This is a genomic window from Ralstonia sp. SA306, assembly GCF_054792405.1.
The window spans coordinates 1781706-1796248 of sequence record NZ_CP096452.1 but is presented as its reverse complement, the minus strand read 5'-3'; the positions used below and the strand labels follow the sequence as shown (position 1 = coordinate 1796248).

Annotated in this window: 10 protein-coding genes; 2 read left to right on the top strand and 8 right to left on the bottom strand. The window is 64.5% G+C overall.

Annotated elements, in window-relative coordinates; all coding sequences use genetic code 11:
* Positions 1–11: 11 nt before the first annotated feature.
* The 4 genes from M1D44_RS24565 to M1D44_RS24550 form a co-directional block, all read right to left on the bottom strand.
* A complete protein-coding gene (locus M1D44_RS24565; RefSeq protein ID WP_439004439.1) occupies positions 12–2099 on the bottom strand; it encodes a leucine-rich repeat domain-containing protein in 2088 nt (695 codons plus the stop codon).
* 109 nt (positions 2100–2208) lie between these two features.
* Positions 2209–3399, bottom strand: coding sequence for a hypothetical protein (locus tag M1D44_RS24560; RefSeq protein ID WP_316683447.1), 1191 nt, complete (start codon positions 3397–3399; stop codon positions 2209–2211).
* Between the two features lie 69 nt (positions 3400–3468).
* The gene (locus tag M1D44_RS24555; protein ID WP_316852658.1) at positions 3469–4746 is read right to left on the bottom strand and encodes a hypothetical protein; all 1278 of its coding nucleotides are present in this window, start codon (positions 4744–4746) and stop codon (positions 3469–3471) included.
* A 414-nt stretch (positions 4747–5160) separates the two neighbouring features.
* Positions 5161–7470, bottom strand: coding sequence for a TonB-dependent siderophore receptor (locus M1D44_RS24550; RefSeq protein WP_316852657.1), 2310 nt, complete (start codon positions 7468–7470; stop codon positions 5161–5163).
* A 639-nt stretch (positions 7471–8109) separates the two neighbouring features.
* Here M1D44_RS24550 and M1D44_RS24545 point away from each other — a divergent pair.
* Entirely contained in the window at positions 8110–9039 is a 930-nt protein-coding gene (locus M1D44_RS24545) for an SET domain-containing protein (protein ID WP_316852656.1), read from the top strand.
* Between the two features lie 190 nt (positions 9040–9229).
* Here M1D44_RS24545 and M1D44_RS24540 read toward each other — a convergent pair whose 3' ends face one another.
* The 4 genes from M1D44_RS24540 to M1D44_RS24525 all read right to left on the bottom strand — a co-directional run bounded on the left by M1D44_RS24540 (position 9230) and on the right by M1D44_RS24525 (position 13591).
* The gene (locus tag M1D44_RS24540) at positions 9230–10534 is read right to left on the bottom strand and encodes an MFS family transporter (protein ID WP_024978169.1); all 1305 of its coding nucleotides are present in this window, start codon (positions 10532–10534) and stop codon (positions 9230–9232) included.
* Between the two features lie 180 nt (positions 10535–10714).
* Complete coding sequence (locus M1D44_RS24535) at positions 10715–11941, bottom strand: MFS transporter (protein WP_024978170.1); 1227 nt, start codon at positions 11939–11941, stop codon at positions 10715–10717.
* Positions 11942–12041: 100 nt separating this feature from the next.
* A complete protein-coding gene (locus M1D44_RS24530) occupies positions 12042–12878 on the bottom strand; it encodes a GntR family transcriptional regulator (RefSeq protein WP_024978171.1) in 837 nt (278 codons plus the stop codon).
* Between the two features lie 170 nt (positions 12879–13048).
* The gene (locus M1D44_RS24525) at positions 13049–13591 is read right to left on the bottom strand and encodes a winged helix-turn-helix transcriptional regulator (RefSeq protein WP_316852655.1); all 543 of its coding nucleotides are present in this window, start codon (positions 13589–13591) and stop codon (positions 13049–13051) included.
* 134 nt (positions 13592–13725) lie between these two features.
* On the opposite strand from M1D44_RS24525, the gene M1D44_RS24520 reads away from it, so the two are divergent.
* Entirely contained in the window at positions 13726–14304 is a 579-nt protein-coding gene (locus M1D44_RS24520) for a GNAT family N-acetyltransferase (protein WP_024978173.1), read from the top strand.
* Positions 14305–14543 lie beyond the last annotated feature (239 nt).

Genomic DNA, 14543 nt, shown 5'->3' with positions numbered 1-14543 from the left:
CAGCCGCGCGGTCAGGGGCGGTTTGACGGCCCCGCGGTGCCTTCCTGCACAAGCGTATTCCAGTGGTGCTGGGCGATGGGAAGCAATGCCAGCGCAAGACCTTCGCGGCGTTCGTCTGCGGTGCCGTGCTGATCCTGCCGTGCCAAACGGTGGAGAGCCTGCGCATTCGGGTCGTGCGCAATCCGCGTCGCCAATTGCGGCAGAAGACGCCTGAGCGTACTCGTTCCCTTGGCGCCTTCGGCCACTTTGCTGAGGTCCAATACGAATTGGCGGCCAGCTTCTGATGCCAGCAGCGGTTTCAGTTCTGTTTGCAACGGCTGTGCAAGCGCTGCGAGTGTGGCTTGCGCCTGCGTGGCGGTCCACAACTGCTGAACAATCGGCACCAGCTGTGCAGCGACTTGGTGCGAAGGGTGGGTCGACGGATAGCGCCGTGCCTGCTCGCGCAACTCCTGGATCTGCGCGTGGCTGGCAATCTTCTGCGCGAATGCCGGAAGCATGTGTTGCAGCCGGCTGGACCCGCGCACGCCGAACGCGCCTTCGCCAATGGCGATCACCAGCTGGCGCCCCGCGCTGGAGGCCACCAGATCGGCAAGTTCATGCTGCAGGGCGCGCGGCAGCGCACGCGCGGCGGTAGCCAAACGTGCGGACACCTCGCGATCGGGCTCTACGTTGAACGCGTTGGCCAATGCCTGCCGCATGGCGGTAGACGATTCGGCCTGCACGGCCGTCGGATTGCGCAGGGCCTGATTCCTTACTTCGGGTAGCCGGTCATGGGCATTCTTCAGTCGAAACGCGACCGAGACCAACTGGCCGTCATTCATGCCGCTTGCCGAACCGAAGACGGCATTTTCCATCTCTTCGTTCTTGCGCTCGATGTCGGCGTGCAGCAGTTGAAGGCGAGGCGCGTTTTTCATCGCCCATTCTTCACGCACCTTGCCGATTTCGGTGCGCAGATGTTCCGGAAAGTGCACCTTGCGGCCGGGCATCGGGGTGATGAGCGATTTTGGCAGGCCTTGCATCGTGAGCCCCGTGCAGCCACGCAGATCGATGGTCTTGAGTTGGCGCAGGTTTCCGACGGACGCCGGCACGGCGCGTAGTTGCGGACAGTGCGAGAGGTCGAGCGTTTTCAGATGACGCAGTTGTCCAATGGAATCGGGTACCGAAGTCAGGCCCACGTTGTCGTGCAGGTTCAGTTCGGTGAGCTTCGACAGATTGCCGATGCTGGCCGGCAACTCGCGCAGGTAGGTGTGTGCCAGAGACAGCGTTTTCAGCTTGCGTGCATTGCCAATGTCGCGCGGCAACTGGGTGAGCGGTGAATGCTGGATGGCAAGGTGCTCCAGGTTCGCCAAACCGTGCATGGCCGGCAACTCGCGCACGCCACTTCCCACGATCTCAAGATGTTTCAGGCTCGACAATTGCCCCAGCGTATCGGGCATTGCGTGCAAGCGTTGGTTGTCGTGCAGCTTGAGAGTCTCCAGCATGCCGAGGTTACCCAGATCATGCGGCAACTCGCGCAGATCGCAGTCCGACAGGTGAAGGGCCTTCAGGTGCGCGATGTCGGAAACGAGATCCGGCAGATGGAGCACGGGCGTCGTCTTCAGTTCGATCTTGTCTGCGGGGTCACGACGCCCTCGCGCTACGTCTTCGATGTGCGTCAGTGCAACGTCGAGCTGTCGTGCCGCATTGAAGTGAGCAGGCGGATTTGCCGGGCGGTAGTCCGCTATCCGGGCATGCATCTGCGCGTGCCATGCTTCCAGGGCCTGGCGGACACCCGAACCGGCGATGCGCGCATTCACGGCGGCCTCACCATGCAGCGGGATTTCGGGTGCCGGGGCACGTGCATGGAGCGGGCTGTTTGGCGCTGTGCGCGATGCGCCAGTTGGTGTGCCGGCACTGATGTTGGGGCGGGCAGCGGGAGGCCCGCCGGCATTGGCAGACGAGCGGCGCAGCCCGAACAATCCGGCAATACCGCCGCGCCGGGGCTGCCGTGCCGGCTCTTGCCGCGGGGGCGTGGCGTAGGCAGGGACATTGCTGCGCGCTGGAGTGGAATCTGCGGCCGGAGCCTGCGAAGTGCGGCGGAATGGATTGATCGAAGGCATTGAAATTCGAGTCGGGGAGGCGCGACAGATGCGTCGCACCGATGATGGAAAACAACGACCCCACGCCAACATCGCGTGGGGCCGAGGTAAAAGAAACGCACGCGGTGGCTTATGCGGCCTTCTTATGCGTCGACGTGCTGACGTTGGCGCTAGCGCTCACTTGGCTCGAGCCGGAGGACTGCGGCGCCGATACGGGGGCCTTGGAGGTGACGTCGTCGCCATCGTCATCATCGTCGTCGTTGCCGTTCGACTTGATGGCGTTCAGCATGCGTTGATGCGCGGACTGCTGTTGCAGAAGTTGCAGCTCCAGAAGCGCATCCTGCCCGGTGGGGTCGGCGCCGTTGGGTTGAGCCTTGTTGCTGCCGTTGCCGTTGCCGTTGCTGGAGTCGACTTCGGCCTCGTGCTTCTTCTTGCCCTTGCGGCTGGCGCCTTCGTGGTCGTCCGCGACGGCTTGATGTTGCGTGCCGGTGTGGTGGGCTTCAGGCTGCATGGCGTGACGGGTCTTGCGCGAGGCATGGAAGTCTCCCGCCACGCCAGCGCCCGCGGCAGCAGCGCCGAGCAGCATGCCGCCGGTGCCATTGCCGTTGTCGCTCACTTTGTCGAACAGTTTCTGTGCCTGTACGCCGGCCTCGGCCTTGGTGCCTTCCTTGGCAGCAAGCTTGACCGCATCCTTCAGGCCGCTGCGGCCGCCGGTCAGAGCGCCTTCCACCACAGAGTCGACCACCGTACCGCCCAGGTGCGTCTTCTGCAGTGTTGCCACGGCAGCGCTGGCGGCGAGGCCCTCGGGTGTCAGGTCCGAGGCCAACTGTGCGGCGTTGCCAGCGGCTGAGCCGATATCGCCCAGCGCTTCACCAAAGTGACCATGCGCAGCCGCTTTTGCGGCGGCAATGCTGCTGTCCGCGAAACCGTTGACGCTGTCACCGATGCCCTTGACCGTGCGGTCAGCGATGTCGTTGACGAAACCGCGGGCCTTGTCGACCTTGCTCAGGGCCTTGTCCAGCCCCTTGCTCAGATGGGCGTTTTCCAGCGATTTTTCAGCCACGTCGAAGGCCGCGGTATTCAGATCCCGCAAGCCCTTGAAGGTGGCTTCGCCAACGCCCACGGCGTCGTGCAGCGCTTTTTGAATGCGCAGATGAACCAGATCGTTGGTCATGGCTGCCGTTTGCTTGGCAACGGCTTCCACGTCGTGGACGAGGTTCTTGCCTACGCTCTCGGCGGCGTGGGCGATGCCCTTGCCGACCTTGGCGATGTCATCGCCCAAGTGCTGAAAGGCGTGCTTGATTTTGCTGAAGATACTCATGGTGAGTCTCCTTGCTTGGGATAGCAAAAATGACGGCCGTTGCCGGCCGTCGGATTGACGAGCCTGGCCTTAGGCGCCTTGCACGTGGTTTTGCTGCTGTTGCGCGCCGCCGGCTTTTTGGGCTTGCAGTTGCTCCAGCACCTTGATCATGTCTTTGAGCAGTGTCTCGAGCTGGGCCATGGGGCTGTTGGTGCCATTGCTGCTGCCGTCTGCGCCGTTTGCGCCATCCGTCGTGGAGGTGTTCGGCGTGCCGGATGCACCGGACGCGCCGTTTGCCCCGCCGGCTGCCGTGCCGCCCGCTGCGCCACCTGCACCGTTTGCACCACCGGCCGCACCAGCGTTGCCTGCGCCACCCGCGCCAGCGCCGCCGCCTTGCGTCTGATCGCCGCCAAGCGCCTGTTGCTGTTGTTGCGCCAGCATCTTCAGCAGATCGTCCAACACCTTCAGCAGTTGTTCGATCATGGAGTCGTTGCTCTTCTGGCTGCTGGCCTCGGCACCGTTGGCGTTGTCCGCGCCCGTTGCGCCATCGGCTGCGCTGGAGCCGTCGGCACCGTTTGCACCGCCGGCATCGCCCGTGTTGTCAGCGCCGTTGGCGCCACCGGCATCGCCTGTGCTGTTGGAACCGTCGGCACCGCCAGCGTCGCCAGCACCGGCGCCGCCATCGGCACCACCTGCCGCGCCTGCGCCTGCGCCGCCATCAGCACCACCTGCCGCGCCTGCGCCGGCACCACCACCAGCACCACCTGCCGCGCCCGCGCCAGCACCACCATCGGCACCACCGAACGCGTTCGTCATCATCTGCTGCTGCATCAGTTGCAACGCGTCGTCGAGCATCTGGAGCATGTCGTCCATATTGAGGCCCTTGCCGCCGTTGGCACCACCTGCGCCATCGACGCCCTTGGCGCCTTCGCCCGTGTCGAGCTTGTGCTGCATCTGCTCGCTGAGCTTCATGAACTTCAGCAGGTCTTCCAGCAGTTTCATGAGCGCTTGCATCGGGTCCTGGCTACTGGAGTCGCCCCCGTTGTCATCGCCAACTTGCTGGCCCTTGCTGGCACCCTGCGCGCCTTGCGAACCCTGGGCGCCTTGCGCACCTTGGCTTGCCGACGGGCCATGCGCAGCACCCGCGCCCGGGGCGCCACCGCCGGCTGGGCCACCCGAGCCACCGCCGGCACCTGCATTGGCGCCGCCTTGTGCGGTGGCGTTGCGCAGCATGGCTTCAAGCACCTTCAGGATGTCTTGCACGAGATGCTGCAGCGGGCTTTCGGCCTGGTTCTGTTTGCCGGGCTGATCCAGTTGGAGCTGGGTCGAGATATTCAGTGAAGCGTTGTCTTGGACCTTCATATTCATGTGTCACCTCAGTGGGCAGGCGTGATGCATGGCACCGCCCAGGCCGCTGACTGGACGCATGCCGATACAGAGAGGAGAGAAACGCCGCACGACCGACGTCTGCAGAGAAACGGCGGCACGGCAATCGCTTCCGATTCCGGTTCGGGTCGCGGGGCCGGCATGGCCCTGCGCGTTCTGCCCGTGCCGGGCCGCGCAGCCCTGGGCAGCCGCGTGCCGGCACGCCGATCGCAAAGCGAAATGGCATGTCGGGCGACTTTGGTGGAACGTTAGGGAATGTCGGCCATCAGGCGATGCAGCAAGGCCGAAGCGCTGATCACCGAGACGAAATCGCAGGCCAGAGGGATGTGAGAGAAGGCAAAACTCACGCGCGCGCCGCCGTGTTAGGGCATGCGGCGGACCAATCGACAGTGGGTTTCAGAAGTTGTGCGTGACGCGCAGCGCCAGCGTGCGGCCAGGCAGGATCGGGATGTAGCTGCTGCTGAGCGTGTTGCCGTACGTGCGCACGTTGAACAGGTTGCGGGCAAAGACGTCGATGCGCCAGTCCTTTTGGTGCCAGAAGAGACTACTGTCGACGCGCACGGCGCCGGGCACCCGGAAAGAGACATCACCATGGGCATCGGCCCGGCCTTGCGCGCTGATGCCAAGCCCCACGCCGGCGCCTGCGATCACGCCGCTTTGTATGGTGTACGTCGTCCAGAGCGAGGCGTTTCGGGCTGGCACGCCTGGTACGTAGCCGCCCGGTAGCCTTGCCGACATACGAGAGGCCGACAACCACAGCGACGCCTCCCAGCCGCGTGCCACCGTGCCCTGCATCGACAGTTCCACGCCCTGGTTGGTTTGTTCGGCCAGTTGCGTGTAGTAGCCCGGGTGCGACACGTCGGCCAGGCTCACGTTCTTTGCGTCGATCCGGTAGAGGGCTGCCTGTGCCGTCAGCGTGTGGTGGGCGTTTTCCCACCGCAGGCCGGTTTCTACCTGGCGGCTGCGCTCGGGTTGCGTGCCGGTGCCGTCATAGAAGTAGCCGGTGTTGATCTGGAAGCCACGCATGTAGTCGGCAAACCACGCCGTGCTGGGGGTGAGCTTGTAGAGCACGCCCACGGCGGGCGTCCAGGCAACCCCTTGCAATTGCGTATGGGGCAGCAGGGCGACGTAGTTGTTCGCGCGGATGGACCCCGACACTTCCCACCTGTCGCCAATGGAGACGTGGTCGCGCAGCCGGAAGATCGATTGCCGCAACGTTTGCGACAACCGGTTGCCCGGAATGAACGTTGCCGCCGGCAGCGGTACAGGCGCAAACGGGTCTTGCGTGACTTGTGCGACCGACCCCGGTTTGATCAGGTTCTGCCGCTCCTGAATCTCTTCCCAGCCGAGGGTGAACGTGTGGCGCACGGCGTGGTGCGACAGGGTGCCCGTCAGCTCGTTCGACATGGCCCAGAGATGGCTCTCTGTGTGACGCAGCCCGCAGATCGTGTTGTTGGGCATGACGTTATACGACGAGGCCGATCCGAGGTCCCACTGGGCCGATTCCTCTCTCACGGATTCATAGCTCGCCCGCGAATGGAGGGCCCAGTCATCGGTCAAGTTGCGCGAGGCCGTGTAGTAGACCCGCGTGCCGCTGCCTTCCACACGGTCGTCTACGTTGCCGAAGGGAAGCTGCACGGGCACGCGAGCAGGTGCGCCGCCCAGCGCGAAGGTGGCGAGCGGCACGGGCTGCCGGCTGGTGAGCGATTCGATGCCGGCGGTAACGCTCGTTGCGCTGTCGTTCCAGCCCAGCGCGGCGTGGCCGTAGCTGACGCGGTGGCCCGCGTATCCGGCATCGCTGTCGGCAGTCGTGTCATTGAGCCCGACGATGCGGTAAGACAACCCGTTGGCCCCGATAGCGCCGGCCAGGTCGGCTACCACCTTACGTTCGGTGTGCGAGCCGATCTCCATGGCGATGCTGCGCTGCGCGACGGCGGTTGGCGCCTTCAGGCTGGCATTGATGGCGCCGCCAGCCATGGTGACGCTCGCCACGTCTGCGTTCGGCCCTTTGATGACGTCGATCTCTTCCAGTGCGTCCACGGGCCGCAGCGAGGCGAGCTTGTCAGGCAAGCCATCCACCGAAATTGTGTTGGTCAGGTAGCCGCGGATGGCGTAGAGGGGCGGTGCTGTCGGGTCAGCCAATACCGATGCCACGCCGGCCTGCGCCAGTGCCGCATTCAATGAGGTCGGTTGTTGGCTGGCCAACAGACCGCGCGTGATCGTATTGACGGCGTGCGGCATGCTCGTCATCGGCATTTCCACGCGGGTGATGGCACTGCTGGAGAGCACTGCGAACCCTGTATCGCCTGCGCCATGGACTTCCGATGGCGGTAGCGAGCCGATGTCGCGCGGTAGCGAGTCGGGGGTGCCAGCGTTGCCGGCCGCCACGACGGTGAGCGTGCCGTCAGGCAGCACGGAGAGCGCGAGCCCGCTGTTTTGCAGTGCCAGCCGGGCGGCATCTGCTGCCGTCATCGTGCCGTCGATGGGGCCGGCCATGCGGTCCTTCACAAGGCTGGATGCGAACGACACCGGTTGGCCGCTCAACCGTGTGATTTCCATCAGGACATGCTCGAGCGTTGATCGCTCGATACGCAATCGCTGGGGTTCGTCAGCCGCCAAGGCATGCGCCTGCTGCGCCATCGACAGTCCGATCAGCACGGCGGCCAGGCCAGGGAGGCGGAGCAAGGTAAAAGGCAAGGGCGTCATGAGGGACAGCGCTGTCACTGTGCGGCGAAGGTCTGGAAAGGACGGAGAACGAAACGCGTCCGCGCAACCTGCGCGTGGAATTTCCAGGGCGTTCTGCGGTATCGCAGAAGGGGGCGGACCTGACGGCTAAGCGCGCTCCCGAAAGCAGACGTTCACCGGCGACACGATGTGCCTGGCGCTCAGAGCGGCACGATGGATGCACATGCCGTCGAGCAGGCCGTCGCTGCTACGGTCAAGGCAGTACCGCGATGTGTCCGGAAAGAAGCCTCGGTTGAGCGCCGATGCGCCCCACGGCTTGCGCGCTGTCTCAGTACACCCATGCCGAACTGGCGTGCGCATTTCGCCAGTGCGATCGACGGGATCCGCTTCTTGTTCATACCCCACCCGTATTTTTATTGTCGTGAAACGGACGCGAATTACGCAGGAACCGTGCCACGTTTCCCCTCCGAAGTGGGGGGGGGATTCCCGCCGAGACGCTTGACGCCAGTTCCTCGGCGCAGCTCAACGCGGCGACAGATCGGGCGACCTTTTTCCTTTGCGAAAGGAATTCGATTGGCGCGACCCGTTTCGCCTCGCAACGGTTCGTTTCGCGCCATGGCGCCGCCATGCGGCGGCCAGCCGCTATGGTTGTCGCCGTCCGTGACTCGTTCTTCCGCCGTGGTGCTTATGCTGTCATCAACGTTTTGCTCTGCCGATGCGCTGACCGATCGTATTCGCTCGTCACTCCGACAGGCAGCCCAGACGAGCGGACTTGCCGCGCGGCACGAGCGCTTCTACGACGCCGCGCAGGCGCTGCGCTCCGAAATTCTGGAATTGGTGTCCGAAGAACCGGACGACCTCGCCGTGCTGACGTGCGCTCAGGCCTTTCGAGAGGAGACGCAGGCATTCAAGCAGACGTACGCCATTGCGCGACTCGCGTATTCGCCCGAGGTCGACTGCCGCTATCCGTTTCGCGATGAAATGGAGCAGCCCGTTCTCATCACCACGCTGGAACCGACCGGGCGATCCAGAGACCGCTTCGAGCGTTACCCGGCAGACGCCGTATGGCCGTATCTGCAGGCCGATGTGGTGCCCAGTCTGCGTGGCGCGCTTTACCAACGCACGCTTGTGTGCCGGCGGATGCAGCGCGCTGACCTACGCGACGCGCGCGAGGAGGCACTCATTGGCGAGCGTGGTGTATTTGCCGCCCGGGACATTGCCGTGGGCGAATGCCTTGGCGTCTACGGTGGCCGGCTCCTGACGCCTGCCACTTATTACACCTGCCTCGACGATTCCTTCGTGCTGAGCACCAGCGCTGGCGGCATCGATTCGTGGGTCGACGGTGAAAACATCCTGGCGATGGCCAACACCATCTTTGCTTACGAACGCGGCAAGGCGGATCGGCAGGCGGAGTCCGGCTACAACATGGAGGCTGCGGTGTTTGAAGCGACTTCGCGTTGCGGACGACGCTTTTCCATCCGCGCCTTCTTTGCGACAGAACGCGTGCCCGCCGGTGCCGAGTTGCGCTGGAATTATCGCTATCCGCCGGAGCTGATTCGCCAGCGGTTTGGTGCGCACGCTGCCGTCTAAGGGTAGGACGCAGCGTCCCATCGCAGCATCTGTGGCGTCGGTATTCCCTAATACGCTTGCCGACTTCCTGTCCAGGGGCTGCGTGCCGAATCAGCCAGGCGACGGGCAAGACCGCTTATTGAAATGGACATGAAAAAGGGCGCTCTACCGAATCAGAGCGCCCCAGCGTGCATCGATCAGCGACGAGCCATCACGGCTCGTGGCGCAGATACCCTTCCTTGCTCGGGTCTGGCATGAAGTACGTCACGACGAAAGACACCGCGCACAGCGCCGTCACGTACCAGTAGAACGTCGATTCGGTGCCGGCCTGCTTGAACCACAGCGCCACGTATTCCGCAGAGCCACCGAACACCGCGTTGGCAATCGCATACGACAGGCCCACACCCATTGCGCGCACTTCCGGCGGGAACATCTCGGCCTTGATCAGCCCGCTGATCGACGTATAGAAGCTGACGATGGCCAGTGCCAGCGTGATGAGGCCGAAGGCAGCGAGCGGGCTCGACACCGTGGCCAGTGCCTTCATGAGCGGCACCGTCCCCAGCACCGAAAGGGCCCCGAACAGCAGCATCGAATTGCGTCGACCGATGCGGTCGGACAGCGCGCCAAATACCGGCTGCAGCACCATGTAGACGAACAGTGCACCCGTCATCACGTTGGAGGCGGTCTTGGTGTCCATGTGTGCCGTGTTGACGAGGTACTTCTGCATGTACGTCGTGAACGTGTAGAAGATCAGCGAGCCGCCGGCGGTAAAGCCGAGCACGCGCAGGAACGCACCTTTGTGCTGCCAGGCGCCGCGGATCGTGCCCGCGTGCTCGGCCTTGCGTGCCGAGGTGGTCTGCGTTTCGTGCAGCGATTTACGCAGGTACAGGGCGATCAGCGCCGTCAGCGCGCCAACCACAAATGGAATCCGCCAGCCCCAGGCTTTCAGCTCGGCCGTCGTCAGCAGTTGCTGCAGGATCACCAGCACGAGCACCGCGCACAACTGACCGCCGATCAGCGTCACATACTGGAACGAGGCAAAGAAGCCGCGCCGACCCTTCAGCGCCACCTCGCTCATGTAGGTCGCGCTGGTGCCGTATTCTCCGCCCACCGACAGGCCCTGGAACAGCCGCGCCACGAGCAGCAGGAACGGGGCCAGCGCACCGATCTGCGCGTACGTCGGCAGTACCGCGATCAGCAGCGAACCGCCGCACATCATCAGCACCGAGATCATCATCGCCGTGCGCCGGCCGCGCTTGTCGGCAATGCGGCCGAACAGCCAGCCGCCAATCGGACGCATCAGGAAGCCAGCCGCAAACACGCCCGCTGTGTTCAGCAGTTGCGTCGTGCGGTCGCCGCTGGGGAAGAACGCCGGCGCAAAGTACAGCGAGCTGAACGCGTAGACGTAAAAGTCGAACCATTCGACGAGGTTGCCCGACGACGCGCCGACGATGGCAAAGATGCGGCGGCGTGTGTCGTGCGGGTCAACCGCATGCGGGGTTGCAGTGCTATCCATGAGGGCGTCTCGGTGTGGTTGTTCTGTGGGCAGCCTAAGCTGACCCTCAGAATTGTAGCGACATGTCGCGGATTGTCGCGCCCCGGAATTGCCCCGATGGATGAGATGGTGTGTTGCGGGAGGTGTGCTGAGGTCACGCAGAAACGGGTACGCTCAATGCGCGTACCCGGCCGATTCGGCTTACCGCGCCCCCTGCCGCGCGTTGAACACCACGCGCAACCCGAGCGCCACCAACGCAGCCGCCGTGCAGAACGCCATCAGTCCGGTCCAGCGCGCGCTTGTCCACGCCAGGCTCGCGCCATACGCGCCCACCGACATGCCGATGAACAGCGCCGTCATGAATACCGCGTTGATGCGGCTGCGCGCTTCGGGTGCCAACGCATAGATGATGGTCTGGTGCGACACCAGCGCTGCCTGCACGCCTACGTCAAAGACGAGCGTGCCGATCACGATGGCGATGAGCGATTGCGGGAACAGCGACATTGCGGCAAACGTCACTGCCATGAGCAACGCGCCGCCCGCCGCGATGTGGCCCGGCGCAACGCGGCCTGACAATCGCCCCGCAATGCTCGCACCCAGCGCGCCCGCTGCGCCGGCTAGGCCCAGCAGACCCGCTTGCCCCGTCGACAGGCCGAGCGAACCCGTCAGATGCAGTGTCACGGTCGACCAGAAGCCCGAGAACGCAATGCCGATGAACGCCTGCGTGATGGCCGATGCGCGCAGCCGCGGGTGCTGGGCGAACAGCGTGCCGAGAGAGCGCAGAAGCGTGAGGTACGGCTGCCGCATGGTGGCGGAGGGCGGCGCCACACCAAAGTGGGCGGCGCGCACGGCAATCGCCAGCCCGACAATCGCCACCGCCGACACGCCAAATGCCGCGCGCCAGCCGAAGTGGTCCGCCACGATGCCACTGAACACGCGCGAGCTGACGATACCGATCAGCAACCCCGTCATCACCGTGCCGATGTTGCGGTTGCGGTTGTGGTCAGTGCTGATGGCCGCAGCGCTGGGCACGAAGTCCTGCGCGATGGTGGCCGACAGCCCCACTGCAAAGCCCGCCGCAGCCAGCACTGGCAGGTTGGGCGCAAGGCAACTGGCGATGAGCGCCAGCGTGAGCAGCACCGCCTTCCACAGGATGACGATGCGACGGTCGTACCGGTCGCCCAGCGGGCCGAAGAAAAAGATGCCGCTGGCATAGCCCGCCGCCGTGAGCGTCGGCAACACGCCCAACGCGTGCGGCGCGATGGCAAGGTCGCGGCCAATGAGGCCGAGCAACGGGTGGTTCAGGTAAATGCATGCCACGCTGATGCCCGCACCGGCCGTGAGCAGGCGGATCAACCCTTGGGTGTCAGGTGCGGCTGAAGCGGTGGCGGCGGTGGCGGGCGTTGGGGACGCAGGCGAGGTCGACATGGAAACCTCATGGAGGATATTGCTGCATCGCAGCGAAGCGGCGATGCTAACAACTTTCCTCTGGGCTTGCTGGCGGCCAATAACCTTGCTGGGGGTGGTGTCAGGCGCGCTGTCCGGCGGGGTTGGGCGCTGAGGCAGGGGCCTCTTCCACGTCTTCGCTGTGGCCGCCCTGCACGTCGTGGCCGGCGTTGTCGATCCACAGGCGAGCGCGGTCTTCGCCCACGCGCGACAGCTCCATGCGGTATTCGTAGCGGTCTGGTCGGTAGAGGCCCTGCAGCAGTTGCACGGGCCGCCCGCTCATCTCGCGCACGATGCGCTGAACGGACAGCAGCGGCGCACCCACTGTCACATCCAGATATTGCGCCGTCGCCACATCGGCCAAACGGGCAGACACCACCTGCGACGCACGATCGATCCGCACGCCCGAGCCCTCGATCAGCCGCAGCAGCGACTGGTTTGCCAGGCGGTCCAGCGTGAGCTTGCTTGTTACGTCTAGCGGCAGCCACGTGGTGATCAGCGCCATGGGCGTGTCTTCCAGGTGGCGCACGCGCACGAGTTTCTTGATCGGCGTGCCGGGTGCGATTTCCAGGCATTTGGCCTCGTCGGGCGGGGCCAGCACGTCTTCAAATTCGACGACGACGGCGGAGGTGCGCTCGCCCACGTCGATGATGTTCTGCAGCAGCGTCTGGGCGCCGCCGCCCATCGTCAGCGGGTCATCGGGTTTGACGACAAACGTGCCCATGCCGCGATGGCGGCGCACCAGACCTTCCTTGACGAGGTAGTCGAACACGCGCCGCATCGTGACGCGCGAGGCTCCGAACTGACGGGCCAGCTCGATTTCGCCCGGCATCGGGCCGTCACTGAACCGGCCCTCAAGAATCTGTTGGCGCAGGACGACGTAGATCTGGTGGTAGAGCGGTACCACGGCATCAGGCATGGCGGTCGTGGTTCCGGACGTGAGCAGCGAGGTCGAGGGCGAAATCAGGAGGGGCGGCCATCAAGCGATGGGGCAAGGCGCAGGATGCGTTGGAAAGCCGGGCCGAACGCGGCCATTTGCCCATTCATCCGCGACGATAGGGCGTTTTTCCGGGCCTGTAAAGTTGTGTGTTACCCGTTGTCTGACGGCGTATCGTCGGCCGCGGCGGCAGCATTTTCCCTCTGCCCATAACGCGGATTGCGCTCGCGCATCGAGTTCTTGGGCGCAACCGGCTCGCCCAGCGCATTGACCAGCGCCACGTGGATCGGCGTGCCGCTTTCGCGGTCGCGCAACAGCATGGGGCCCTCACCGTCGGGCGTGAGGTAGCGGTCGCCCCATTGCATCAGCGCGACGATGGCGGGCAGCAGGTCGACGCCCGCCCGCGTGAGCCGGTAGGCATCGCGCACGCGGTCGCCCGGTTCCTGATACGGCACGCGCCGCAGGATGCCGTACGTCACCAGCGCCTTGAGCCGCGACGACAGGATCGCCGACGAGCACCCCGTGCGGCGCAAAAACTCATCAAACCGGGTCACGCCCGAGAACGCTTCGCGCAGCACGAGCAAGGTCCATTTCTCGCCGACGATCGACACGGCGGCCGCGATGGAGCAGGGCTCTTCCATCGACGTCACAAGCTCCGACGCCGCTGGGACGGGGAAGGGTTCCGGAATTCTCATGGCAAAAGCATAGTCAATTCTGACTTTACTTGCAAAAGTCAGGGTTTCTGCTAATCTAGCTTCAAATTAGAAAGTCAGGCGGTGATCCCGTGCTGGCGGTCAATAACAACGATCCATCGCGTGAGGAGATCCCCATGCTTTACACCATCCACCGTTACCCCGCCGAATGGATCGACCGCTGGACCATGCACGACGGCTCCATCGCCACCGTGCGCCCGATTCTGCCGCAAGACGCGCCCCTTGAGGCCGCTCTGGTCGAAGGGCTGTCGTCCGAGTCGCGTTATGCGCGGTTCCTGGTGGGCGGGGGCCGGCTGACCGATGAGATGCTCGCCGCCTATACGCAAATCGATTACGTGAACCACATGGCGCTGGTCGTGAGCGTGGCGCGCCCCGACGGCACCGGCGAAGACCTGATCGCCGATGGCCGCTTCGTCGTGGAAGACGGTGTGGCCGAATTTGCAATGCTGGTGGCCGATGCGTGGCAGGGCAAGGGCGTCGGGCGGCGTTTGTTCGCCACGCTGGTCCGTGCGGCCAGGGTGTCCGGCGCGCGGGAGGTCTTCGGTGAGGTGCTGTCCATCAACCGCCGCATGATCAGCCTGGCGCGTGATGCGGGTTTCCGCGTTGCCAATGTGCCGGGCGATGCCACCGTCTGCACTGTGCGCCTGCCGCTGGCCGATGTTGAAGCGGTCATGACGCCGTTCGTTTTCGCCTGAATCGTCCGAGTTTTGCGTGTCTGCACCCATGCAGGCGCGCCTACCGTGTGTCTCTTTCGCCGCCGTTGAGCGGCGTTTTTTTTGGTCAATCAATCGATATTAATGGTGCTCAGTGCGAAAAATCATCGCTTTTGTGGATGAATGGATACGCATAGACTCATCCGCGTGGCCTGGTGCGTGGGTGCCCCCCACCTGCGTGCCGGTGCCGCCTTGTTCAATCACTGCCGCCTTTGCCCCCA

Bases quoted from the DNA above. Each gene is read 5' to 3' on its own strand.
- M1D44_RS24555 (WP_316852658.1), bottom strand. From the start codon at position 4,746: ATGAATATGAAGGTCCAAGACAACGCTTCACTGAATATCTCGACCCAG.
- M1D44_RS24525 (WP_316852655.1), bottom strand. From the start codon at position 13,591: ATGAGAATTCCGGAACCCTTCCCCGTCCCAGCGGCGTCGGAGCTTGTG.
- M1D44_RS24535 (WP_024978170.1), bottom strand. From the start codon at position 11,941: ATGTCGACCTCGCCTGCGTCCCCAACGCCCGCCACCGCCGCCACCGCT.
- M1D44_RS24550 (WP_316852657.1), bottom strand. From the start codon at position 7,470: ATGACGCCCTTGCCTTTTACCTTGCTCCGCCTCCCTGGCCTGGCCGCC.
- M1D44_RS24565 (WP_439004439.1), bottom strand. From the start codon at position 2,099: ATGCCTTCGATCAATCCATTCCGCCGCACTTCGCAGGCTCCGGCCGCA.
- M1D44_RS24540 (WP_024978169.1), bottom strand. From the start codon at position 10,534: ATGGATAGCACTGCAACCCCGCATGCGGTTGACCCGCACGACACACGC.
- M1D44_RS24530 (WP_024978171.1), bottom strand. From the start codon at position 12,878: ATGCCTGATGCCGTGGTACCGCTCTACCACCAGATCTACGTCGTCCTG.
- M1D44_RS24560 (WP_316683447.1), bottom strand. From the start codon at position 3,399: ATGAGTATCTTCAGCAAAATCAAGCACGCCTTTCAGCACTTGGGCGAT.
- M1D44_RS24520 (WP_024978173.1), top strand. From the start codon at position 13,726: ATGCTTTACACCATCCACCGTTACCCCGCCGAATGGATCGACCGCTGG.